Here is a 23368-nt window from a genome sequence, read left to right on the forward strand (position 1 = left end):
AAAAAAGCATATTGATGCTGCTCCCGAACTTCGGCAAAGAAAAGCGCTTCTTACGTCAATTCCTGGGATCGGCGACGTTCTGAGTGCGACATTAATAGGCTATCTCGGCGATATGTCCAAGTTTAGCCATAGCGGAAAAGTTGTGGCATTTGCAGGATTAAACCCTTATCAGAAAGAGTCTGGTAAGTGGCAAGGGCAAAGCCATATATCAAAGCGTGGATGTGCCAACTTGCGGAAGGCTCTCTACATGCCAGCATTGACGGCGATGACGTTTAATCCTGTCGTAAAATCATTACGAGACCGAATGCTAGCTCGTGGCCAAAAAGGTAAGGTTGTAGTCTGCGCAGCGATGAGGAAATTGCTCCAGATCGCTTACGGCGTATTGAAATCGGGGCTACCTTTTGACGAAAAAACCCCCCTTGCTAAAGCGTAATTAAGACGGTATCTCCCACGTCTTTTAACTGCGCGCTATCGCAGGCACGACGAACATGTTCCGGTAGAGCAGTGAGTGGCGCAAAATATTGCCGCTTCGCGGTTCCTTCTCTCGGTCTTCGAGCCTGTGGTCTCGAAGCCGCTCCGTTCAGCAAAATTTTTGATCACGCCAATGCACTTTTCTAAAAGATGAAAGCAGTCTGCCTTTGAATTTAAGATCGCGCGGGCGATTCAGAAATCTTGCCGAACGGAGCGGCCTGAAGACCTAAGGCTTCAGGACCGAGAGAGGGAACCGCGCAGCGGCAAGATTTCCAGCCTGTCACGGTGATACCTGAAACATATTATCTAGCGATAGCGCGCAGTGAGAAAGCGCGGGAGTCCAGAGGGCGCGCGCTTACGCGTCCTCTGGGCCAGTTTGGGCGGCGAGCCCAAGGTTTTGAATTTGAATTTGAATTTCGAGATTAAACACCGAAATGTTTAACCCAATGGTCGGCAATATCCTGCCGCTTACACACCCACACCTTCTCATGTGACCCGACGTAATCGAGAAACCGCTGTAAAGCGCGAAATCTCCCGGGACGTCCCAGGATCCGACAATGCATCCCGATCGACATCATTTTCGGCGAGGTTTCGCCCTCTTCATACAACACGTCAAAGGTGTCTTTGAGGTAAGTGTAAAACTGCTCGCCGGTATTGAACCCCTGCGGGGAGGCAAACCGCATGTCGTTGGTTTCCAGCGTGTATGGGATCACCAGATGCTGTTTCGTTTCGCCGCTTTCCAGTTTCACCGGCGTCCAGAACGGCAGGTCATCACCGTAATAATCGCTGTCATACTGGAATCCGCCAGACTCCGCGACCAGCTGGCGGGTGTTCGGGCTGTCGCGGCCGGTGTACCAGCCGGACGGCGCTTTGCCGAACAGGTCGCGCAGCACAGTGATGGCTTTTTGCATGTGCTCCGCCTCTTCGGCTTTGCTCATGTTCTGATAGTGGATCCAGCGCCAGCCGTGGCTGACAACGTCGTAATCCGCCGCTTTGATCGCGCTGACGATTTCCGGATTGCGTGCCAGCGCCATCGCTACACCGAAAACGGTCAGCGGTAAGCCACGTTTTTGAAACTCATTGTGGATGCGCCAGAAACCCGCACGTGACCCGTATTCGTACAGCGAATCCATCGACATATGGCGGTCGGGGAAACTGGCTGCGCCGATGATGTCAGATAAAAATTGCTCGGAACCGGCATCGCCATGCAGAACGTTATTTTCAGCGCCCTCTTCGTAATTGAGAACAAACTGCACCGCAATGCGGGCGTTGCCCGGCCAGTTAGCGTGTGGCGGACGTCCGGCGTAACCGATCAGGTCACGCGGATATGCATCAGTCAAACCGCACTCAAAATCAGACATAGTGTTCTCTCAGATTCAGTCCGGCAAAACGACCAGACAAAGGTTTTTCCAGCGGATAATCCAGATCGCCGTGTTTACTGGTCGTCAGGCGTAAAGACGCCAGTGACTCGACCATTTTGACCGCCGCGCTGACGCCGTCGATCACCGGTATGTTCAGCTCGAGCGTCAGTTCCTGCGCCAGATCGGCCATTCCGCCACAACCGAGCACAATCGCCCCGCTGCCGTCGGATTTTTTCGCCGCGATACACTGCTCGCGCACCTTCTGCTGCGCCAGCCCGCTGCCGTCTTCCAGTGATAACACCGGTAAATCGATGGCGTGTAAGGCCGCACAATGGCGTTCGAATCCGTACTGATGCAGCAAATGCCGGGCAATGGTCAGCGTGCGCGGCAAGGTCGTGACGACAGAGAATCGCGTCGCCACCATTGTCGCCAGATGCATCGCCGCTTCGGCAATGCCGACAACCGGCGCGCGCGCCAGTTCACGGGCGGCCAGTAATCCGGGATCACCGAAACAGGCAATAATGTGCCCCCCGACACCCGCATCCCGTCCGGCTTTTATCTGCTGTAACACGCCCAATGTGGCAATTGCTTCATCGAAATGCCCTTCAATGGACGGCGCGCCCTCTTCCGGACAAACGGCCAGAATTTGTGTCTCCGGCGCCGCCACCGAGCGGGCGGTTTGCGCCATCACGTCGGTCATCGCCTGACTGGTATTGGGATTGATCAGTTGTATACAAAGTGGATTCGCCATCAGTCTGAGTCCTTTTCTGTGACCTGCATCCGGGCTGCAAAAATCTGCGCGAAATCAGGCGTCGGCCCTTTATTCTGCTCAAAGCGCAGGCTGGCGACGATGCTGTCAAAATGCTGCGCCATGCTGGCGGACAGCGCCACGGCGTCCCGTTTTTTCAGCAGTTCCAGCAGATCGTCATGATCATGACAACGGCATCCTTGCTGCCACGGTGCGCCCCAGGCGGCGATCGCCAGTGAAGATCGCAATGTGAGCTGAGAGACGGATTCGGTCAGGACTTTGTTGCCAGAAATGGCCTGAAGCTGGACGTGAAAAGCGGCGGACAGACGGATTGCCGCAGCGCCGTCGCGCTCATCATGGGCACGCTTTTCTTCCTGCACCAGCTTCTTCAGTGCGACCAGATGGGTCGACTGACAACGGGCAATCACCTGCGGCAGGTTGGCGCACTCGAGAATTTTACGGGTCGCGAAAACATCGCGCGATTCTGCGGCATCCGGCGCGGTCACATGCGCACCACGTTTGGGCAATATCGTCACCAGTTGCACTGCGGCAAGGCGCTGTAACACACGGCGAATACCCGTGCGGCTGACCGAGAACACTTCCGCCAGTGCTTCTTCGGGTAATTTACTGCCGGGTAAAAGCTGGTGCTCAACAATAGATCTCACCAGCGCGTTGTAAATGTGGTCGTCCTTATCCTCGGTAAAATAGGCCGTATTCAGCCCGCTCCAACTGGTCATTGCTGTTACTCCGTATACCGTTTTGTGTATTTATCGTATACCTGAAATAGATTTTTTGTATACAAGAAGTGAAGTTTGGCCTGATTCATGCAGTGTTCCCGTGACTGCTTTTTAACTTTGGGCAGCCGGTCACCGGCTTCCGACTTTCACATGTTGTTTATGACAGGAGCACGATTTATGCCAAATCAGGAAATCACCTCCGCAACGGCGTCTTCCGAACAGGGTGCCGGGATCATCAAGCCTTATTACAGCCCGCGGCTGTGCAATGATGATTTAGCGCCGACCCGTGACCAGAACTGGAGCTGGTACAACATATTTTCTTTCTGGATGTCCGACGTACACAGCATGGGCGGTTATGTGGTCGCCGCGAGTTTCTTCACCCTCGGCCTGACCAGCTGGCAGGTGCTGCTGTGTTTGCTGTGCGGGATTTGTATCGTGCAGATTTGTGCCAACCTGGTGGCGAAGCCAAGCCAGCAAGCCGGTGTGCCCTACGCGGTGATTTGCCGTCAGGCATTTGGTGTATTCGGGGCGAATATTCCGGCGGTGATCCGCGGGCTGATCGCCTTCGCGTGGTACGGTATTCAGACCTATCTGGCGGCCAGCGCGTTAATGCTGGTGCTGCTAAAATTCTTCCCTTCCCTGACGCCGCTGACCGTGCCGCACTGGCTGGGCCTTTCTGCCCTCGGCTGGATTTGTTTCGGCATTATGTGGGTATTGCAGGCGATGGTGTTCTGGCACGGAATGAGCGCGATTAAGCGCTTTATCGATGTGGCGGGTCCGGCAGTGTATGTTGTTATGCTGATGCTGGCGGGCTGGATTTTGTATAAAACCGGGCTGAGTAATATCTCCTTTACGTTATCCACCAAAACCCTGACAGTCGGTCAGCAAGGCTGGGAAATGCTGACCGCCACGGCGCTGGTGGTGTCTTATTTCTCCGGTCCGCTGCTGAACTTTGGTGACTTCTCCCGCTACGGTAAAAGCATGAGCGAAATCCGTCGCGGTAACCGCTGGGGTCTGCCGTTTAACTTCCTGCTGTTCTCGATTGTGACCGTAGTTATCGTCTCAGGGACACAATCGCTGTTCGGGCAGATGATCACCGATCCTATCGAGACCGTCAGCCGTGTGGGTAACAGCGTTGCCGTGGCGCTTGGTCTGCTGACCATGATCATCGCCACCATCGGTATCAATATCGTGGCGAACTTCGTGTCGCCGGCGTTCGACTTCTCTAACTGTTCACCGCAGAAAATCAGTTTCCGTACCGGCGGGATGATCGCTGCTGTGGGTTCTGTGCTGCTGACGCCGTGGAACCTGTTCCAGTCACCGGAAATTATCCACTACACGCTGGATGTGCTGGGGGCATTTATCGGGCCATTGTTCGGGATTTTGCTGGCGGATTATTATCTGATCAAACGCGGTCATATGGACGTCGATGCGCTGTTTAACGCCACGCCTTCCGGCCGTTACTGGTATCGCAACGGGTTTAACCCGAAAGCGATTGCAGCCCTGGTACCCGCAGTGGTGATTGGTCTGGTGATAAGCTTTACGCCAGGCCTGCATCAGGTGGCGAACTTCAGCTGGTTTATTGGCGCATTCCTGGCAGGCGGTTTCTATCGTTACATCGCCCGCCATGATCGTGCGGCCAGCGGCGCAATGGGCTATATGAAAATCGAAGCGGAATAACAGACTGATACAAGGAAGGAAACAGCCAGGATGGCTGAAACGACGAAGCCCTGAGTGATTTCTCACTCAGGGCTTCTGAATAGTGGCGGAACGGACGGGGCTCGAACCCGCGACCCCCTGCGTGACAGGCAGGTATTCTAACCAACTGAACTACCGCTCCGCGTTTTGTTCTGGTTAAGAACGGAGCGGATATTAAGGAATTCCCGCCCTTACGTCAATGCTTTTCCTGATATTTTCAATCAACCGCACAGTTTTTCCGCAGGCTGGATATTTTCAATCCAAAAGTCAGGAAAAGCGGCTTAAGAACGCCACAAACAACTGCCGCCCTTTTTCACCACCAGATCCAGTCTTTCTTCGTGCCACGCCAGTTCCTGCTCATTCGCCGCAATCACTTTTAACCCGGACGCCGGACGCGCCACGCGCTGGATCCCGAGCCCGTCAGCGCCGGTATTTTGTTCGCCTTCGTGGGTGAATTTAATGCTGGTCTGGCCGCCGGTCATCATCAGATAAACTTCGGCAAGAATTTCGGAGTCAAGCAATGCGCCGTGCAGCGTACGTTTGCTGTTGTCGATCAGGTAACGATCGCTGAGAGCATCGAGGTTGTTACGCTTGCCGGGAAACAGCTTACGCGCCATCGCCAGGCTGTCGGTGATTTTACAGAACGTCTCGGTTTTCGGCAGATTACGGCCAAGCATGTCGAACTCGTAATCCATAAAGCCGATGTCGAACGTTGCGTTATGAATGACTAATTCGCTGCCGCGAATGTACTCGACAAAGTCGTCAGCAACGTCGGCGAAGGTCGGTTTATCCGCGAGGAATTCGTCACTAATGCCGTGAACGCCGAAGGCTTCCGGATCCACCAGACGATCGGGTTTGAGATAAACATGGAAATTGCGCCCCGTCAGACGACGGTTAACCACTTCAACAGCACCGATTTCGATAATCCGGTGCCCTTCGTAATGGACGCCGAGTTTATTCATACCGGTGGTTTCGGTATCGAGAACGACGATCCTGTTAGATGTGTTTTGTAAATCCATGGGTCATTTTCCAACGCTGACAGTCAATGGCAGAAACAGTCTGCCCGGCACGTAAAGAGACACGGCCGGGCACTTTATCTTACGCGGGGATTTGCTGCGTAATGCAGTGGATGTTACCACCACCCAGAAGAATTTCACGGGCCGGAATACCGGTGATTTTATAATCCGGATACATTTGCGCAAACATTGCTTCAGCCAGCTTATCGGTTCTCGCATCGAGCAGCGGGAAAATGATGTGGTTATTGCTGATCAGGTAATTGACGTAAGACGCTGCCAGACGGTTGCCTTCCACACGTTCAATCGCCGTACCCGGCAATACCCCAATCGTCTCTTCTGCGGTGGCGTGCATCACAGGAGGCGAAGGCATTTTCCAGATTTTCAGGCTGCGCCCTTTGGCATCTTTCGTTGCTTCCAGCACTTTTAACGCTGCGGCAGAACGCGCGTACTGCGGGTCCTGCTCGTCGTCAGTCCAGTGCAAAGCGACTTCACCCGGTCGCACGAAGCAGCACATATTGTCGATGTGTCCGTCGGTTTCGTCGTTAAATACGCCCTCTTCCAGCCAGATGAAGTGCTTCACGCCGAGGTATTTCTGCAACTGCGCTTCAATGTCAGCTTTAGAAAGATCAGGGTTGCGGTTCGGATTGAGCAGGCATTCTGCGGTGGTCAGCAAGGTGCCTTCGCCGTCCACATGAATGGAGCCCCCTTCCAGCACCAGATCCGTCGACACATAAGGAATGTGCTGATAGTTCGCTACCTGACGGGCAACCAGCTGGTCGCGCTCCCAGCTCGAATACAGACCGCCGTTGAAGCCGCCCCAGGCGTTGAATGTCCAGTCGATAGCCAGACGCTCGCCTTGCGGATTGACCACAATGGTCGGGCCGGTATCACGCATCCAGGCGTCGTCGCTTTCCATTTCCACCAGCGTAATCTGCGCTGGCATCACTTCGCGTGCGTTGGCCATTTCCGCTGCCGGAACCGCCATAAATACTGGCGTTTTTGTCGCAATCGCTGCCGCCACATTGGCGAAAGCCAGCTGTGCCGGACGCCCGTTCGAGCGCCAGTTATCGGTGCGGTAAGGCCAGATCATCCAGACAGCCTGCTGCGATGCCCATTCAGCGGGCATCGCAAAACCTTCAGCCTGAGGATTGATATCAATAGAAGACATCAGTTATTTCCTTGTTGAACCGTCGGATGTCGCGATTGCGCCATACATTTCAGGACGGCGGTCGCGGAACAGACCCCACGATGCGCGCTGTGCAGCAATAGCATCCAGATCAAAGGTATGAACCAGCACGGCTTCTTCCGTTTTGTTGGCTTGTTCAACCAGCGCACCGGTCTGATCAGCAATGAAGGAAGAACCGTAGAAGGTCATTTCATAATCAGGAATGAATTTGCTTTTTTCCGTGCCGATACGGTTAGAGGCGATCACCGGCACCAGGTTAGCCGCAGCGTGGCCCTGCTGAACGCGGGTCCAGTGTGGCTGGCTGTCGATTTCCGGGTACGCCGGTTCTGAACCGATCGCCGTCGGATAGAAGATGATTTCTGCGCCCTGCAATGCCAGGCAACGTGCGGTTTCCGGGAACCATTGATCCCAGCAAATGCCCACGCCGATTTTCGCATAACGGGTATTCCACACTTTGAAGCCAGTGTCGCCCGGAATGAAGAATTGTTTTTCCTGATAGGCCGGGCCGTTCGGAATGTGAGTTTTGCGATAAACGTCCAGCACACTGCCGTCAGCATCAATCATGACCAGCGAGTTGTAATAGGCGTTATTGCACTTTTCAAAGAAGCTCAGAGGCAGTACCACTTCCAGTTCTTTCGCCAGCGCAGAGAAATGGCGGATCAGCGGGCTGTTATCCAGCTCCTGTGCCAGGCTGTAATGCTCAGGGCTCTGATCAATACAGAAGTAAGGCGCAGCAAAAAGTTCCTGAATAAGAATAACTTGTGCGCCTTTAGAATGAGCCTGGCGAACCAGTTTCTCAGCGTTAACAATATTCTTTTCCAGATCCCAGCTGCAGCTCATTTGTGTTGCAGAAACCGTAACATTTCTCATTAGACATCCTTAAAGCATTGGAAAATTGGCAGTGAAAAAACCATGAAAGTCGGAACTCACTCAGAGTTTTGAACTGGCACTCTGCAGTTTCCTATTATATTGCAAAAGACAGCGCTCTCCAGCCAAAAGAGTCATTACTGATGCCCAAACCTGTTACAAAGCCTCCTCAGCGCCCGCTTTCAGACAGTTACACCCCAAGATATTGCTGTGCCCGGCACGGCGGTTTATGTCAGACTTGGTTTTTACTTTTGATGACAGAGCCTGCCAGATATGACCAAACAGGTAGAAATTTTCACCGACGGCTCCTGCCTGGGTAATCCCGGCCCCGGCGGTTTCGGCGCGATATTACGCTATAAGCAACACGAAAAAGAGTTCAGCGCGGGTTTTCGTCTGACCACCAATAACCGCATGGAAATGATGGCGGCGATTGTGGCGCTTGAAGCATTGAGCACGCCGTGCGAAGTGACGCTGAGCACCGACAGCCAGTATGTGCGCCAGGGCATTACCACCTGGATCCACAACTGGAAGAAACGTGGCTGGAAAACAGCAGACAAAAAACCGGTGAAAAACGTCGATTTATGGAAACGCCTCGACGCCGCGATCCAGACGCATCAGCTGAACTGGATGTGGGTCAAAGGCCACGCCGGACACCCTGAGAATGAGCGGTGCGACGTGCTTGCGAAAGAAGCGGCGGGGAATCCGACGCTGGAAGATGTGGGTTATCAGGCTGAGAATTAAACGGCTGGCGTCGGTCATTTTTTTCTCAACTCAATCCCGATGTTCTTCCCGGTAACTCTTCGTCGCCCCCACCGCCTGCGGTATTTTTTGTTTCTGTGCGAGGACTTTTTTCGCGGTCGGTGTCAGCGGGAAAGTCCTTTTGCGGGCAATGATCAGCGTCATACACCCCAGCGCAGGAAGATGCGTACTCAGCAATTTTCCGCCATTCTTTTTCCACGGCAGCACGTGAAAACGCCGGTGAACCATCACTTCATAATTGAGCAAAGACAGCCAGTCGAGCAGACGCATCTGGGTAAATAAACGGCTGCTGTAAGGCTGGCGTTTACGAAACACCGGCATCAGTTTGCCGATACCTAAAAGACTGAGCGGATTAAAGCTGCTGAGCACCATCCAGCCGTCATCAATCAGCACACGATCCACTTCACGCAGTATGCGGTGCGGGTCATCCGCGTAAGCGAGCGTATGGCTGAGCAGGCAGGCATCCACCGATTTTGCCGCAAACGGTAAATAGTAAGGATCGCCCTGAACATGCAGCCCCTCGCCTTCCGGTGCGAAGTTCACCTGATGCGAGATCGGACAGGCCTGAGCATCGATTTCGGCACTTAATGCGCCGATTTTCAGCAGGTGGAACCCGTAAAGTTTGCCCCACCAGGGTTGCAGTTGTTGCTCAAGCGCGGCACGGTAGTAGTCGCCGCATGGGATATCTTCCCATGAAGCCGGTGCAACTATTTTCTTACGGGCGCGGGCTGGTCGCATAGTTTGTTATCTTCTTTCAAGCAGTTGCCAAAGAGAGGTTGCCATGAATCTTATCAGTATTCCTGCCTTGCAGGACAATTACATTTGGATGCTCGATGACCAGCAAGGGCATTGCCTGATTGTCGATCCCGGTGAAGCAGCGCCGGTTTTAGCCGCGCTGAAAAAGGATAATTTAACCCCGACGGCTATCCTCCTGACGCATCATCATCACGACCATGTTGGGGGTGTTGATGAGATTTGCAGCCATTTTCCGGGTCTGAAAGTGTACGGACCTCACGAAACTGAGAACAAATTTAGTCAGATTAGTCTTAAAAACGGCGATAAATTGGTAATTGGCGGTCTGGAATGGCAGATCTTTGCTACGCCCGGGCACACTCTTGGTCACATTTCATACTATAGCGCACCTTATCTTTTCTGCGGAGACACGATGTTTTCCGCCGGATGTGGCCGTTTGTTCGAAGGGACGCCGGAGCAAATGTACCAGTCGTTTCAACGCTTAGCAGCCCTGCCTGATGAAACATTAGTCTGCGCCGCACATGAGTACACTCTCTCAAATCTTAAGTTTGCGCGCTCCATTTTACCGCAGGATCATGATATTCATTCTCATGAGCACAAAGTGCAACAAATGCGTGAAAAGGGACAATCTTCCCTGCCTTCTACCCTCGGTCTTGAGCGTAAAATTAACCTCTTTTTACGTTGCGATGATGTTGATTTACAAAACAAATTAAACCTTAACGGTTCCTTAAAGCCTGACTGGCAGGTTTTCGCGCAATTAAGGGCACTGAAAGATAGCTTTTAGCCCCAAAGGTTGTGTTTTTTTTCGAAGCAAAGTATTATCGCTCGTCTTTTAAGCAACTATGACACACACATGAAGGCAAACGCGATCCTAATAATCGCCTCCATGTTGCTCACAGGTTGCCAGGCGTCCAGGCAGGGCGTGAAGGTACCGGAACAACATGCACAGAGTTTGTCTTCAGCAAGTCAAAGTGAAGCAGGACAGTACACAGATGATGGCCGTGCGGCCTCTGGGGGATGGTTGGATGGAAACGACACCGTCTCCCAACAAAATTTGTGGAACTTCATAGGCGACGAGCTGAAGATGAAGGTTCCGGATAATCCCCGGATCCGCGAACAAAGAGTTAAATATTTAAAGAATAAGAGCTATCTCCACGATGTAACATTACGGGCAGAGCCGTACATGTACTGGATCACCGAGCAGATTAAGAAACGTAATATGCCGATGGAACTGGTACTGCTACCCATAGTGGAGAGCGCTTTTGACCCTAAAGCAACCTCATCAGCTAACGCTGCAGGGTTGTGGCAGATTGTGCCTCAAACGGGTCGAAACTATGGTTTGAAACAAAACCAGTGGTATGACGGTCGCCGGGATGTTGTGGCTTCGACAACCGCTGCGCTTGATATGATGCAACGCCTCAACAAGATGTTTGGTGGTGACTGGTTACTGACCGTTGCTGCGTATAACAGTGGTGAAGGCCGCGTAATGCAAGCGGTGAAAGCGAACAAAGCTAAGGGTCGTTCGACTGACTTCTGGGCGCTGGCGCTTCCACGTGAAACATCGATTTATGTGCCGAAGATGTTAGCCCTGAGCGACATTCTCAAGCACAGTAAAAAATACGGTATCAACCTGCCGAAACCGAGTGAAGACCGTGCCCTGGCGCGTGTTGAAGTCGGACAGCAGATGCAACTGACCCAGGCGGCGGAGATGGCGGGCATGTCCCTGACCAAGCTCAAGTCGTTTAACACTGGCTACAAGAAAAATGTAACCGCGCCGAATGGCCCGCATTACATCGTTCTGCCGAAGGCGCATGCCGACCAGTTAAAAGATTCACTGGCTGATGGCGATATTGCCGCAGTACAGGAAACCAAACTGGCCAGCAACACTCCGTCAGGTGCAAAACAGTACAAGGTTCGCTCCGGCGACAGCTTGTCTGGCATTGCAGCCCGGCTGAATGTGAAGACCCGTGATTTACAGCGTTGGAACAATTTGCGCTCAGCAGGCGCGTTAAAAGTTGGGCAAACACTGCAGGTGGCGGATAACAGCGTCAGCGATACCAGTGCCAATGGCGGCAGCATCACTTATCAGGTGCGTAAAGGCGATTCATTGTCGAGCATTGCCAAGCGTCACGGCGTCAACATCAAAGATGTGATGCGCTGGAACACTAATGCCGACAACCTGCAGCCGGGCAACAAGTTAACGTTGTTCGTCAGTAACAAGATGAGTCCTGATACCTGATTCGTAACGGTACCGGCAATAAAAAAGCACCCTGAATATTCCGGGTGCTTTTTTTATGTCTGCGTTTTTTGACTGTGTTCTTTTGAGCCGCGTTCTTTTGTTCAACAAAAAAACGCTACAACGCCAGCGGTTTACTTGCCATAAACTCAACCCGCAACGGGTTGTGGTCTGAAGCCCGCGTTTCCATCACCGACGCACTGGTGACGCTCAGGTCTCGGTAGAAGATGAAATCCAGCGGCCTGCCGAACGCCCGCTTACGATAGTCAGAAGGAAAACGCACTTCCTCCAGATGGATATTCCCCGCAAAGCCGTACAGTGCGTTAATACGCTGTTTGCTCCAGGCGTTGAAATCCCCCGCCATAATCACCGGCCCTTTATGGTTAGCAATCTGCTCACCAATCGGGTCGAGCTGTTTGCTGTAGACGTCGATACCGATGCTGAAATTGACGGCATGAATATTCACTACCATCAGCAAACGACCATCCAGAAGCGGATAGACAGTCACTAATGCCGATTTAGACAGCCTCAGAAGTGGCTCACGCTCACGCAACGGGCAACAATAAACCGGATGCGCGGCAGAGAGTGTCATCACGCCAGAGGGGTGCTGAGGCAGCATAAACGCCGGCACCTGATCGGCAGCCAGATAGTTGGATGTGGCAAAGCGGATCAGTTCGGGCGTCGTCTGCGCCTCCTGAAGTAACACCAGTTGCGCATCTTTGCCGTAATCGCGCAGAACTGACAACCAGTCAGCCCGCTGCTGTTTAAAGATATTCCACACCATGACGCGCAGAATATTCGAGTTGGGTAGCGCAGCACCCGGCGGCAAATCCGGCCCTAAATGTGCGAGGGCACCCGGAAAGATTTGCTCAGCGGGCTGACCTGCGACATACCTCATTGCATATGTTTTTTTCCGCACGCTAATCGCCTGTTTACCCGTTATATCGTTGCTATATGAGAGAGATTCCCACAGCGAAAGTTCAGTATACGCCCGCAGGCGCTCAGGCCAAATCTGTTTACATTGGTATACAACCTTGTCACATCTACAGGCTAGCACAAAAACTAAAACGGCCCGCCGAAGCGAGCCGTGAAGACACAGAATGCAGGATAAATCAGGCCAGCGCCGCTTTCGGCTTGCGGTCGAGATGCCCGCTCAGACGGATAAGTAACAGCGCGCCCGCGACGATCACCGCGCCAATCCACGGCGTTTGCGCCAGACCAATTGTGGAAACCACCTGCCCGCCAATCACCGAACCTAAAGCGATACCGACGTTAAATGCTGCGATGTTCAGACCAGACGCCACATCGACCGCATTCGGTGTTACCTCTTCGGCTTTCTGCACCACGTAAACCTGCAATCCCGGTACGTTGCCGAAGGCGAAAATACCCATCACCAGCAGCGTGATCAACGCCGGAATACCGAAACCTGAAGTGAACTGGAAAATCAGCAACAGCGCGGCAAGTGCGGCAAAAATAATCGTCAGCGCTTTAACGGCTCCGTGGCGGTCAGCCAGTTTGCCGCCCCAGATATTGCCGATGGCAACCGACACGCCATACGCCAGCAGGATCCAGCTGACCATACTGGCGGAGAAACCGGCCTGTTCCTGCATCATCGGCGCAAGAAACGTGAACGTAGTGAATACGCCGCCGTAACCCAGCGCGGTGATGGCGTAAATCAGTAACAGACGCGGGTTCATGAGCACTTTGACCTGATCGGCAATACGCGCTGCCGGTTTGTTTTTGATGTTATTCGGTATCAGGATCGCGCTGGCGATAATGGCAACGACACCAATCAGCGACACCGCGAGGAAAGTTTCACGCCAGCCGAAATGCTGACCGATAAATGTCCCGAGCGGCACCCCCGTCACCAGCGCCACGGTCAGACCACCAAACATCAGCGCGATGGCAGAGGCCGCTTTTTCTTTCGACACCAGACTGGTGGCAATGGTCGAGCCAATAGAGAAGAACACACCATGCGCCAGGCCGGTCAGCAGACGCGCCATCACCAGCGTGCTGTAATTCGGTGACTGCCACGCCAGCAGGTTACCCAGCGTGAACAGCACCATCAGGCCAATCAGCAACGTTTTGCGCGGTACGCGGCCCGTCAGTGCGGTCAGAACCGGTGCGCCAATCGCCACGCCGAGCGCGTAAATGGACACCAGCAAACCGGCGGACGGGACTGAAACGCCCAGTTGCTGTGCGATGGTCGGCACCAGGCCGACGATAACAAACTCTGTTGTTCCTATAGCGAACGCACTGATGGTCAGTGCTAATAGTGCAAGCGGCATAACCTTTACTCCACATGAATATCGATTTGATGGCGGCTATTATCGGCTTGTGCTTAAATGACAGAAATAACCAAAATATCAATTTATTTATGCTGGAGTAACAACAATGCGAGCCAGTTCTGAAGAGTTGATTACCTTTGTCACGGTGGTGGAAAGCGGCAGTTTCAGCCGCGCGGCAGAACAGCTGGGGCAGGATAATTCCGTGGTCAGCCGGACGTTGAAACGTCTGGAACAAAAACTGGGCATCACCCTGCTCAACCGCACCACGCGCCAGATCAGCCTGACGCACGAAGGCGAGCGCTATTTCGTCCGCGTACAGAAGATCCTCCATGAAATGGCGGCAGCAGAAGACGATCTGCTGGAGAACCGCGACGATCCGCAGGGGATTTTACGCATCGATGCAGCGACGCCGGTTATTTTGCATATCATTTCACCGCTGGTGGCAGAATTCACCGAACGATTCCCCAAGATGTCGCTCGCGCTTTTTTCTTCCGAGAGCAATATCAATCTGATCGACCATAAAGTGGATGTGGCGATCCGCGTCGGTGAGCTGGAAGATTCCAGCCTGCGGGCGCGCAAGCTGATGCTCAGCTATCGCAGCGTGCTGGCGTCGCCGGATTACCTGAAAAAATGGGGAACGCCACAAAGCGCTGATGATCTGCTAAAACACCGATGTCTGGGTTTTAACGAAGTGGTGGCGCTGAACAAATGGCCACTGCTGTGCGCGGACGGCCAGCAACTGACGGTCACACCGTTTATCAGCTCAGGAAGCGGTGAGACACTGCGCAGATTGTGTTTACAGGGCAACGGCATTGCCTGTCTGTCGGACTTTATGACCGATGAGGATGTTGCACGGGGAGATCTGGTGAAACTGCTGGTACCGGACACCCTGCGTATCGCCATGCCTTTCCACGCGGTGTATTACAGCGATCAGACGGTCAGCACAAGGATCCGGTGTTTTATTGATTTTCTGAGTGAAAAGCTGGGAACACGCGGGAGCTGAATATCTCCCCTGAAGACTTTTGATTTGAACGCAATAATCAGCGGGAGGAAAATTGCGACCATGGCCGGCAAGCCAGTGGGACAAAATCACCGGAAGCCGCGTTAAAAGCATATTCTTCAAGTTCTGAAACACCCGCAGGCAGCGCCAGCGCACGCATCTCAGAACCATCGGCTAAATACCATAACTGCGTGTCCGTGGCGGGTTCAGACGTAAAAGACCTGAAGGCCGGAACGAGGCGGATCCGGTCCATCTGCCACACGCTACCGCCCTGCTGTTTCAGCCACGCTTCACGCAGACACCACAGTTGCCAGAACGCCATTTGCGGTTCCGCTTGTTCCATCAGCCACAGAAATTCAGTGTCACTGAATGCTTCGCGGGCGACGTCATGATAACGACGCCGCGGACGCATTTGCTCCACATCGCCTCCGGCTTCACCCGCCTGACATAGCAGCAGTTGCAGATGATTTTTGCTGTGGCTGAGAGAAAAATGCGGCAGGGATACATCGGCAAAAAAGGGTTTTCCGTGCGCGGAAAACTGCAGTTCCGGCAAGGTCTCACAACCGCAGAAAACGGACAATGCTTCGGCCAGCAGCACCCTGCCCGCACGCCATTGCTGGCGGCGGGCGGGGTTCATTGCGGCACTTTTGTCCATCATGTCTGCGGACAAGCGGGACAACGAAAAAGGGTCATCCAGCGATGCAGTGATGAGACGCGCAGAGTTCATTGTTTACGGCCAGCGACGGAAAACTAAAGAGGTGTTGATCCCACCGAATGCAAAGTTATTCGACTGAATAAATTCAGTCTGAATATGGCGAGATTCCCCCATGATGTAGTCCAGTTCGCCGCAAAGCGGATCCGGCTGCGTCAGGTTGATGGTCGGCACAAACCGGTCTTCACGCATCATTTCCAGCGACATCCACGCTTCCAGCGCACCACAGGCTCCGAGCGTATGGCCGAAGTAACTTTTCAGCGATGAAATAGGCGTCTGATCACCAAATATGGCGGCAGTTGCGTGACTTTCCGCGATATCGCCGCGATCTGTTGCCGTGCCATGCGCACTGATATAGCCAATTTCAGAAGCAGGAATACCGGCATTTTTCAGCGCTTTTTCGATACAAATCTGCATGGTGGATTGCTGCGGCTGGGTAATATGCGCCGCGTCGCAGTTGGTGGCGAATCCGACGATTTCAGCATAAATTTTCGCGCCCCGCGCCTGTGCATGTTCGAGCGACTCAAGAATAAGCGCCCCGGCTCCTTCGCCAATGACCAGACCGTCACGCTGTGTGTCAAACGGACGCGGCGAAAGTTCAGGGTGATCATTCTGCTGGCTGGTGGCGAACAGCGTGTCAAAAACAGCCGCTTCAGACGGACAGAGCTCTTCCGCACCGCCCGCCACCATCACAGTCTGGTAACCGTGTTTGATCGCTTCATAGGCATAACCGATGGCCTGACTGCCGGAGGTACAGGCGCTGGACGTCGGGATAACACGCCCTTTCAGCCCGAAGAATAATCCTGCATTCACGGCCGTGGTGTGCGGCATCATCTGCACATACGTCGTGCCGGTGATGTTATTGGTGTGCTTCTCCGTCAGCATGGTGGCGAATTCACTCACCGGACCGGTGCTGCCGGTCGATGAACCGAACGCAATGCCGGTCTCGCCATCGGTCAGAACCGGGTCCTCCAGCAAACCGGCCTGTTCCAGCGCCAGTTCCACTGCACGCGTTGAAAGTAACGAGACGCGCCCCATCGAGCGGATACGTTTGCGGGTGTAGTGCGCAGGCAACACAAAATCATCCACCGGTGCGCCCAGATGAGTGTTCAGCCCCTGGTAAATCAACCATTCATCCATATGACGAACGGCATTTTTACCCTGCTGCAGACGGGCAGAAACCTCGTCCCAGTGGTTGCCGAATGCCGTAACCCCTTTCATACCGGTGATCACTACACGATGACTCATACCATGCCTCCGTTGATGGAGATTACTTGGCGTGTCACATAGCCCGCGATATCCGACATCAGATAGCTCGCCAATCCGGCGACTTCTTCGGCACGTCCCATACGTTTAAGTGGGATCATGCTCATGGCAGCATCCAGCGCCGGCTGTTCCATGTCGAGCATACCGGTGTCGATCAGCCCCGGCGCAATACAGTTGACGGTGATTTTGCGTTTCGCCAGCTCCAGCGACAGCGCTTTGCAGGCTCCGATAATCCCGGCTTTGGCCGCACTGTAATTGACCTGACCGCGGTTGCCCGTGATACCGGAAACCGAGGAAAGTGCGATAATGCGCCCGCCCTGACGCAGGCCGATCATCGGCATTACGCAAGGGTGTAAAACATTGTAGAAGCTGTCGAGATTGGTGTGGACTACGCCGTCCCAGTCTTCGTCAGTCAGCGCAGGAAACGCGCCGTCGCGGGTGATGCCGGCGTTATTAATTACACCGTAATACGCACCATGCGCTTCTATGTCCGCTTCGATCACGTCGCGGCACTGCTGGCGGTTGCTGATGTCGAACTGCACAATGCGACCGCTACCGCCATTTTCAGTTATCTGTTGCAGGGTGTTTTCTGCACCCGCTTTATCGCTGTGGTAGTGAATGACTATCAAAAAGCCATCGCCTGCCAGCCGACAGGCAATGGCTTTGCCGATCCCCTTGCTGGCACCGGTCACTAATACCGAACGCGTCATTCCAGTTTCCCCTGTGTCAATTTAATCAATTCATCCTTGTCTGGCTGGTACGTATTCAGCCTTCCCTGTGCAACCTGAAGGTTGTCTTGCTCTCGTTTGATGCAGATAACGCCTTCAAAGCTGGCGAGTTTTTCGTCGCGCAATACCATCGCCACGCTTATCCGTAATTCACTGCCTGCTGCAAATTCCGGCACGCTGCATTTTATCGCCCTGCCGCCCAGCAACATGCCCACCTGCGGCGATAACCCGCTCTGCGCGCCGTGCCAGCCACTCCATACGCCAATAGTTTGCGCGATGAGCTCAATGGCGTACCACGCGGGCAACGCACCACGGGTATTGAGAAACGGTGCCAGCACGCCGTTTTCTGAAACCACGACGCTGCACAACGCCGTTTCTTCTGTCACGTCGATGATGTTTTCCAGCAACACCATCGGCGATTCATGCGGTAAATAATCCGCTGCGTTTAAGGCATTCATGACGGTCTTCCGATCACCAGGCTGGCGTTATTGCCGCCAAAAGCAAAGGAGTTGGATAAAATGACCGGTTTCTCCGCCATTTCTGTCGTCTCCACCAGACGGATATCCGGCAGGCTGTTATCCCGCGGCGTTATGCTGAAATCCTGTCGCGGCAACGTAAGATGTTGCGTGAGGATAAGCCAGCTCAGCGCTGCTTCCGTTGCGCCCGCCGCACCCAGCGTATGACCGGTGAGGTGTTTGGTAGAACTGCACGGCGTCCGGTTGCCAAACAGCCGGTGGATCACCGCGGCTTCCACCTGATCGTTAAGCGGCGTGGCAGTGCCATGTGCATTGATGTATCCCACATCCCCGGGACGCAGACCGGCCTGTTCTAACGCCATAGTAATGGCGCGTTCGGCGCCCAGCCCTTCAGGATGCGGCGCAGACATATGCCAGGCATCTGATGATTCACCGGCACCAAGCAGCGCAATATCTGCCGGTTCACGTGTCAGCAAAATCAGGGCTGATGCCTCACCGATATTGATCCCATCGCGGTTTTGCCCAAATGGCGTGCAATGACCGAGGGAATAAGATTCCAGACTGTTAAAGCCGTTTACCGGCATCCGGCATAAACTGTCAGCTCCGCCGACCAGCGCGGCATCAGCCAGACCGGATTCAATCAGGCGTTTTCCGCTGATAATCGCTTTCGCACTGGAAGAACAGGCCGTCGATAAGGTATAGGCAGGGCCACTCAGATCCAGCAGTTGCGCCATAAACTCTGAAGGATCACCTAACTCCTGTTGCTGATAGTCATAACCCGCAGGGAATTCACCATGCTGCTGAAGATAGCGTACCGCGTCTTCACCTTCAGCAATGCCTGATGTGCTGGTGCCCATTACGATTGCCACGCGATCTTTGCCATAACGGGCGATCGCGTCGTTTACCGGCGCTTCAATTTGCGCCAGCGCGGCCAGTAACAGCTGATTATTGCGGCTGCGGTGCGCAGAGAGATCTGCCGGGATGGCAGGCAAGTCACCCGTCACACTGCCCAGCCAGACAGGCCGGTCTTCCGTCAGCCAGCCTTCCTGCACGGTCATACCCGGCGCTACGCCCGCCATCAGGCTGGCAGCGATTTGCGCATTGTTATTTCCCAGCGCGTTAACCATACCCACGGCCGAAAAGTAGATCATGTTATTCACCGACATTCTGGATAGTTATCTGGTAGTGAAACGCCATCTGAGTAATCGAAACAGGCTGACGCGTGCCGCCCTGCGTCACGTAATCAATACGGGTGATGGCATGGCCTTCGTTATCCAGTAATGTCCGGCGCAAAGGCTGCTCATCGAACGTCCAGCCCGCTGGCAGCAACGGTTGCCAGCTCTGTACCGGCCAGTAGCTCAACATAATATCGGCCAGAACCTGATTAGCGGGAGGTAAACCCTCAATTTTTATCGCCTGCCCGGTGTGGATGCCTGTTTGATCGTAGACCACTTTGAACAGGCGGATCCCAAGCGGAGACAATCCGGCCAGTTGCAGCGATTTGCCATCCGCATTGAGCAGCACCAGCAATGACTGTTGTTTGCCGTTGACGGTAGCCGTCAGTAACTGTTGCTGACTGACCGGCTTATCTAATAAGGGGGCGGGAAGTTTCACCTGCACGCCGCGTTTTAGCCACGCCTGAGGCTCAGTACCGGAAGGGGAATTTATCGCACAACCGCCCAGCATTAAGATCAGAAGCGCCAGCACCGGCCACATCAATCGGGTCATTTTTTACGTCCTCGTTTTTTTGCTGGCAAGGTCAGTGGCGACAGCAGGAAAGCCGTTAATATACCGGCGCTCAGTACGATTCCGAAACTACTGATCGCCTGTGTCGAGCTGAACACCAGCATGCCAAACGTCAGTAATGTCGTTACCACGGCCATGAAAATGGCAAACATTGATGTGGTGGGCGTGCCGCGCGGATTGGTGAAAAACAGGGTGTAATTGATGCCAATCCCCAGCACCAGGATCAGCGCAAGCAGGGAGAAAAGATTGAGATTGTGACCGCTGAAACCCAGCGCCGCGACGCCCATTCCGAGCGAAAGCAGCGTCGGCACCAGGCAAATCAGCCCGTGCGGCAGACGAAAACGCCAGAGATAAATAGCCGCAATGACCGCCACAGCCAGCGCCAGCAGATACGTCAGATAAACGCGGTATTGTGAGAAAAGGCTGCTGAATTCTGTTTTGCGGTCGATCCAGCCCGCTCCAGGTGTGGAAGCCGCCAGCGCCGCCATCGCTGCGCTGTCATGCACGCCGCTCACCGGAATTAACGTGGCGCTGCGCCCGTCCGGCAGCGTCAGCCACAGCAAACGCCAGCCCTCGCTTACCACACTGTTAAGCCATTGCGGCACATCAACCGTTTGCGCACTGAGATCAGGGTTCGCCACCGTCACGCCCGCCTGCTGCAACTGCGCAATAATTTTCGGGGTGCGCTGGCGGAGCAGGGATAAATCGCGCTGCTGTTGTGCTTGTGAAGGCAGGCTGAGCGCACGGAATCCGTCAATTACGCCCTTCTCTTTGGCCTGCGCCAGCGTTGGCCGCAAAGCCTCCAGACGTTGCAGTGTCTGTTCTGCGCTGTCGCCATACACCAGCAGCCATTTCTGATCGTTTGTCTGTCCGGTCAGCGCGGCGATCTGCTGTTCCTGCTGCTGTAAATCCGCAGGAAGAGATTGCAGATCGGCGATGTCATCATTGATTTTCAGCCGCGATATTCCGGCCACCACCAGCACTAAAATCAGCAAGGGTAATCCGAACCTAACGGCTTTGCGGCTGCGCCACGCCAGCAACCAGCGCATGATGATCGCCAGTCCCGGGGCTGGCCCGACCGGCAAACGCTTCGATAAATACGGATACCAGCACATTACGGTGATACAGGCGGCACTCAGCCCGGCGGCGGCAAAAACAGCCAGCTGTTGCAGGCCGGGGAACGGCGCAATCAGCAACATCAGATAGGCGGCCACCGTGGTCAGCAGCGCCACAGATAAGGCGGGGAAGAGCTTTTTCAGACTTTCCAGCGGGGAATTCACCTCACCGTGTACACGCCGTTCCGTCAGGAAGTACAACGTATAGTCGGCGGAAATGCCGACAATGCTGGTACTCAGCACCAGCGTCATCACGTGAATTTCGCCAAATATCCATAAGGTCAAAACGGTGCCAGACAGCGCGCCGATAGCGACAGATAGCAGGCTGAGCAACAACGGCAGGACAGAGCGGAACATCAGTAAGATCAGCGCAAACACGCCCAGCACTGATGCCGCGCCAATCGTGGAGAGATCGTGCTCAGCCTGCTGACTGGCATAATTACTGTAGAAAATCGTGCCGCGCCCGAGGACTTGCGCGCCCGGCCAGCGTGCTTCAAACGCATCTTTCGCCGCACTGAGCACCGCCACAGTGTGTTTTGCCGAGGTGATGTCATACGAAGAGGCTTTCAGCTCGCCGTGCAGCAGATACCAGCTGCGCCCCTGTTTATCGCGGGCCATCAGCCAGCCCTGATCCAGCGTCATACCAGCGCTGTTTTGCTGTTGCGCCATTTGCGAAGCCCGCAGCAGCAGCAGCGGATCGTTTGCCAGTTCTTTGCCACTGACGCCTGAAAATGCCGAATAGACCTGACCGAGGATCCACTGACTTTGTGCCTCAGCGCCCGATTTCAGGCGCTGGCGCGTCGCGTCATCAAGCAACGCATTGCGATGTTTGAAGAAGAAAGCGCCCCACTCCTGCTGACGCTGCGCATCCATCGGCCCTGCGATGCGATTCAGCTCCGGCAACGTTTGCAGTTGCGTAAGCCAGTCATTGGCGGGCTGAACCCCGGCACCCGGCGGCGGACTGACCAGCCACATCAGTTGCCTGTCCAGCCGCTGCGTGAATCCGTCAGAAAATGCCTGCGGAACATCCGCCGTCTGCTGCTGAGGCAAAAGCGCCAGCACGCTGCTGTTAATCTGACTGCGCGGCAGCAACCAGAACAGTGCCGCCACCATCAACGCGATAATCAGCAGCCAGCTTTGCGCCAGTTTTCTGTGAAGATCAGGATGCAAAATGGCGTTTCTCGGCGTCGGTCAGCGTGGCAGGCGTCGTTTTTTGATTGAAGAAACGAATGTGTGTGGCATCGCCCTGCATATCATTGATATCAATATTGTTCAGGAAGGTTTCGCCATTAAGCGTGATGCTGCGGAACAGTCGGTTCAGCGGTGACACTTTCGGCGTCAGGACGAGTTTCCAGGCGCCTTTGCCCAAATCTTTAAAATCGAGAGCAAAGTTTTCTTCCAGCACCTTGCGGTCTGCGTGGAACAGCGCGCTGAGCAAGGAGTTGAACTGGAACATCTGCGGGTTATTATCTGCCGTCACTACCTGCGGTTCCTGCCCCGCCATGATTTGTACCATGCGTTTTTCTGTCAGCAATAACGTCAGGCTGAACGGTTTTTCCTGCTGCCACCACAACCCCTGCTGCTGAGCAATCAGCAGATTGCCGCTGGAATTGAGCGGTTGTGCCATCCCGCTGATGGTTCTTTGCTGCGCAAAATCAGCACGCAATACCGGCACCTGACTGAAGCGTTGCTGTAATTCTTCCAGCGTGACGGCGTGCGTGGTTACGCTTAAGAAGGTCAGTACGAGGAACAGAAAAGCTTTCACAGACTGACTCCTGTTTTATCGAAAAGCACCTGCGGCGAGACGAAGCACATTTCTTTCGTGGTGGCATCTACCGCGACCTGCAATGTGTAACCCGTCGTCGTGCGTTTACCGGTTTCGATGTCATAAATCTGATAGCCGATACGCAGACGATTTTCAATTTCCTCAAGCTGAGCATGAACCGCAATACGCTGCTCAAAGAGCACCGGTGCGATGTATTTCAGGCGGGTATCCACGATCGGCCAGACATAACCGGAAGCCTCCATCTGACGGTAACCGTAATCAAACTGTTTGAGTAACTGCTCGCGCGCGACTTCCAGATAACGGAAATAGTTGCCGTGCCAGACCACGCCCATCGCATCTGCATCATGAAAAGGCACAGTGATTTCGACACGGGTGGAAAATCGCGGATCGTTAAAACGCGGATCAAGTTTGGAAGTCAT

Annotated in this window: 24 protein-coding genes and 1 tRNA gene; 6 read left to right on the forward strand and 19 right to left on the reverse strand. The window is 54.1% G+C overall.

What is annotated here, in order from left to right:
* Window positions 1–433 (forward strand): transposase (locus tag UC15_RS21365; protein ID WP_157961020.1); only part of this gene is annotated, 433 nt, incomplete at its 5' end.
* A gap of 460 nt (window positions 434–893) precedes the next feature.
* On the opposite strand, the gene puuE is transcribed toward UC15_RS21365, so the two are convergent.
* The 3 genes from puuE to UC15_RS21380 are packed head-to-tail and all read right to left on the reverse strand — an operon-like array spanning window position 894 to window position 3317.
* Window positions 894–1832, reverse strand: a complete 939-nt coding sequence (gene puuE / locus UC15_RS21370) for an allantoinase PuuE (RefSeq protein WP_112290786.1) — start codon at window positions 1830–1832, stop codon at window positions 894–896.
* A complete protein-coding gene (locus UC15_RS21375; RefSeq protein WP_112290787.1) occupies window positions 1825–2583 on the reverse strand; it encodes an aspartate/glutamate racemase family protein in 759 nt (252 codons plus the stop codon). Before UC15_RS21375 ends, puuE begins: the two co-directional genes overlap by 8 nt.
* On the reverse strand, window positions 2583–3317 hold the full coding sequence (locus tag UC15_RS21380; protein ID WP_112290789.1) for a GntR family transcriptional regulator: 735 nt from the start codon (window positions 3315–3317) through the stop codon (window positions 2583–2585). The genes UC15_RS21375 and UC15_RS21380 overlap by 1 nt, the downstream gene beginning before the upstream one ends.
* Before the next feature lie 177 nt (window positions 3318–3494).
* Here UC15_RS21380 and UC15_RS21385 point away from each other — a divergent pair, with 177 nt between their 5' ends.
* Window positions 3495–4997 (forward strand): NCS1 family nucleobase:cation symporter-1, encoded by a 1503-nt coding sequence (locus UC15_RS21385; RefSeq protein ID WP_112290791.1) that lies wholly within the window; start codon window positions 3495–3497, stop codon window positions 4995–4997.
* A gap of 83 nt (window positions 4998–5080) precedes the next feature.
* On the opposite strand, the gene UC15_RS21390 is transcribed toward UC15_RS21385, so the two are convergent.
* The 4 genes from UC15_RS21390 to aguB form a co-directional block, all read right to left on the reverse strand.
* A tRNA-Asp gene (locus UC15_RS21390) sits at window positions 5081–5157 on the reverse strand.
* A gap of 139 nt (window positions 5158–5296) precedes the next feature.
* Window positions 5297–6034: a DNA polymerase III subunit epsilon gene (dnaQ, locus tag UC15_RS21395; protein ID WP_112290792.1), complete on the reverse strand. Its 738-nt coding sequence runs from the start codon at window positions 6032–6034 to the stop codon at window positions 5297–5299.
* A gap of 79 nt (window positions 6035–6113) precedes the next feature.
* Entirely contained in the window at window positions 6114–7199 is a 1086-nt protein-coding gene (gene aguA / locus UC15_RS21400; protein ID WP_112290794.1) for an agmatine deiminase, read from the reverse strand.
* A 3-nt stretch (window positions 7200–7202) separates the two neighbouring features.
* A complete protein-coding gene (gene aguB, locus UC15_RS21405; RefSeq protein ID WP_112290795.1) occupies window positions 7203–8087 on the reverse strand; it encodes an N-carbamoylputrescine amidase in 885 nt (294 codons plus the stop codon).
* A gap of 270 nt (window positions 8088–8357) precedes the next feature.
* Between aguB and rnhA the strand changes: the two genes are divergently transcribed.
* Complete coding sequence (rnhA, locus tag UC15_RS21410; protein ID WP_056781594.1) at window positions 8358–8825, forward strand: ribonuclease HI; 468 nt, start codon at window positions 8358–8360, stop codon at window positions 8823–8825.
* A 30-nt stretch (window positions 8826–8855) separates the two neighbouring features.
* Here rnhA and UC15_RS21415 read toward each other — a convergent pair whose 3' ends face one another.
* Window positions 8856–9581 (reverse strand): class I SAM-dependent methyltransferase, encoded by a 726-nt coding sequence (locus UC15_RS21415; RefSeq protein WP_112290797.1) that lies wholly within the window; start codon window positions 9579–9581, stop codon window positions 8856–8858.
* Window positions 9582–9624: 43 nt separating this feature from the next.
* On the opposite strand from UC15_RS21415, the gene gloB reads away from it, so the two are divergent.
* Both gloB and mltD read left to right on the forward strand, forming a co-directional pair.
* Entirely contained in the window at window positions 9625–10380 is a 756-nt protein-coding gene (gloB, locus tag UC15_RS21420; protein WP_112290798.1) for a hydroxyacylglutathione hydrolase, read from the forward strand.
* Window positions 10381–10449: 69 nt separating this feature from the next.
* Window positions 10450–11835: a murein transglycosylase D gene (gene mltD / locus UC15_RS21425; RefSeq protein WP_112290800.1), complete on the forward strand. Its 1386-nt coding sequence runs from the start codon at window positions 10450–10452 to the stop codon at window positions 11833–11835.
* 115 nt (window positions 11836–11950) lie between these two features.
* Here mltD and UC15_RS21430 read toward each other — a convergent pair whose 3' ends face one another.
* Entirely contained in the window at window positions 11951–12751 is an 801-nt protein-coding gene (locus UC15_RS21430) for an endonuclease/exonuclease/phosphatase family protein (protein WP_112290801.1), read from the reverse strand.
* Between the two features lie 193 nt (window positions 12752–12944).
* Window positions 12945–14120 (reverse strand): MFS transporter, encoded by a 1176-nt coding sequence (locus UC15_RS21435; RefSeq protein WP_112290803.1) that lies wholly within the window; start codon window positions 14118–14120, stop codon window positions 12945–12947.
* Window positions 14121–14226: 106 nt separating this feature from the next.
* Here UC15_RS21435 and yafC point away from each other — a divergent pair, with 106 nt between their 5' ends.
* Window positions 14227–15123 (forward strand): DNA-binding transcriptional regulator YafC, encoded by an 897-nt coding sequence (yafC, locus tag UC15_RS21440; protein ID WP_112290804.1) that lies wholly within the window; start codon window positions 14227–14229, stop codon window positions 15121–15123.
* A 37-nt stretch (window positions 15124–15160) separates the two neighbouring features.
* On the opposite strand, the gene UC15_RS21445 is transcribed toward yafC, so the two are convergent.
* From UC15_RS21445 to UC15_RS21485, 9 genes are read right to left on the reverse strand one after another with little or no spacing between them, the layout of a single operon-like run.
* Window positions 15161–15847 (reverse strand): 4'-phosphopantetheinyl transferase superfamily protein, encoded by a 687-nt coding sequence (locus UC15_RS21445; protein ID WP_112290806.1) that lies wholly within the window; start codon window positions 15845–15847, stop codon window positions 15161–15163.
* A gap of 3 nt (window positions 15848–15850) precedes the next feature.
* The gene (locus tag UC15_RS21450; protein WP_112290808.1) at window positions 15851–17080 is read right to left on the reverse strand and encodes a beta-ketoacyl-ACP synthase; all 1230 of its coding nucleotides are present in this window, start codon (window positions 17078–17080) and stop codon (window positions 15851–15853) included.
* Window positions 17077–17808, reverse strand: a complete 732-nt coding sequence (locus UC15_RS21455) for a 3-ketoacyl-ACP reductase FabG2 (protein WP_112290809.1) — start codon at window positions 17806–17808, stop codon at window positions 17077–17079. The genes UC15_RS21450 and UC15_RS21455 overlap by 4 nt, the downstream gene beginning before the upstream one ends.
* Window positions 17805–18284, reverse strand: coding sequence for a hotdog family protein (locus tag UC15_RS21460; RefSeq protein ID WP_112290810.1), 480 nt, complete (start codon window positions 18282–18284; stop codon window positions 17805–17807). The genes UC15_RS21455 and UC15_RS21460 overlap by 4 nt, the downstream gene beginning before the upstream one ends.
* Window positions 18281–19453, reverse strand: a complete 1173-nt coding sequence (locus UC15_RS21465; protein WP_112290825.1) for a beta-ketoacyl-[acyl-carrier-protein] synthase family protein — start codon at window positions 19451–19453, stop codon at window positions 18281–18283. Before UC15_RS21465 ends, UC15_RS21460 begins: the two co-directional genes overlap by 4 nt.
* A gap of 1 nt (window position 19454) precedes the next feature.
* Window positions 19455–20030: a DUF3261 domain-containing protein gene (locus UC15_RS21470; RefSeq protein WP_112290811.1), complete on the reverse strand. Its 576-nt coding sequence runs from the start codon at window positions 20028–20030 to the stop codon at window positions 19455–19457.
* Window positions 20027–22333 (reverse strand): MMPL family transporter, encoded by a 2307-nt coding sequence (locus UC15_RS21475; protein ID WP_112290812.1) that lies wholly within the window; start codon window positions 22331–22333, stop codon window positions 20027–20029. The genes UC15_RS21470 and UC15_RS21475 overlap by 4 nt, the downstream gene beginning before the upstream one ends.
* On the reverse strand, window positions 22323–22928 hold the full coding sequence (locus tag UC15_RS21480; protein ID WP_112290814.1) for an outer membrane lipoprotein carrier protein LolA: 606 nt from the start codon (window positions 22926–22928) through the stop codon (window positions 22323–22325). The genes UC15_RS21475 and UC15_RS21480 overlap by 11 nt, the downstream gene beginning before the upstream one ends.
* On the reverse strand, window positions 22925–23368 hold the full coding sequence (locus UC15_RS21485; RefSeq protein ID WP_112290815.1) for a thioesterase family protein: 444 nt from the start codon (window positions 23366–23368) through the stop codon (window positions 22925–22927). Before UC15_RS21485 ends, UC15_RS21480 begins: the two co-directional genes overlap by 4 nt.

Origin of the sequence: Rahnella sp. AN3-3W3, from assembly GCF_003263545.1 — a bacterium.
In the GTDB taxonomy this organism is placed as follows: Bacteria; Pseudomonadota; Gammaproteobacteria; order Enterobacterales; family Enterobacteriaceae; genus Rahnella; species Rahnella variigena.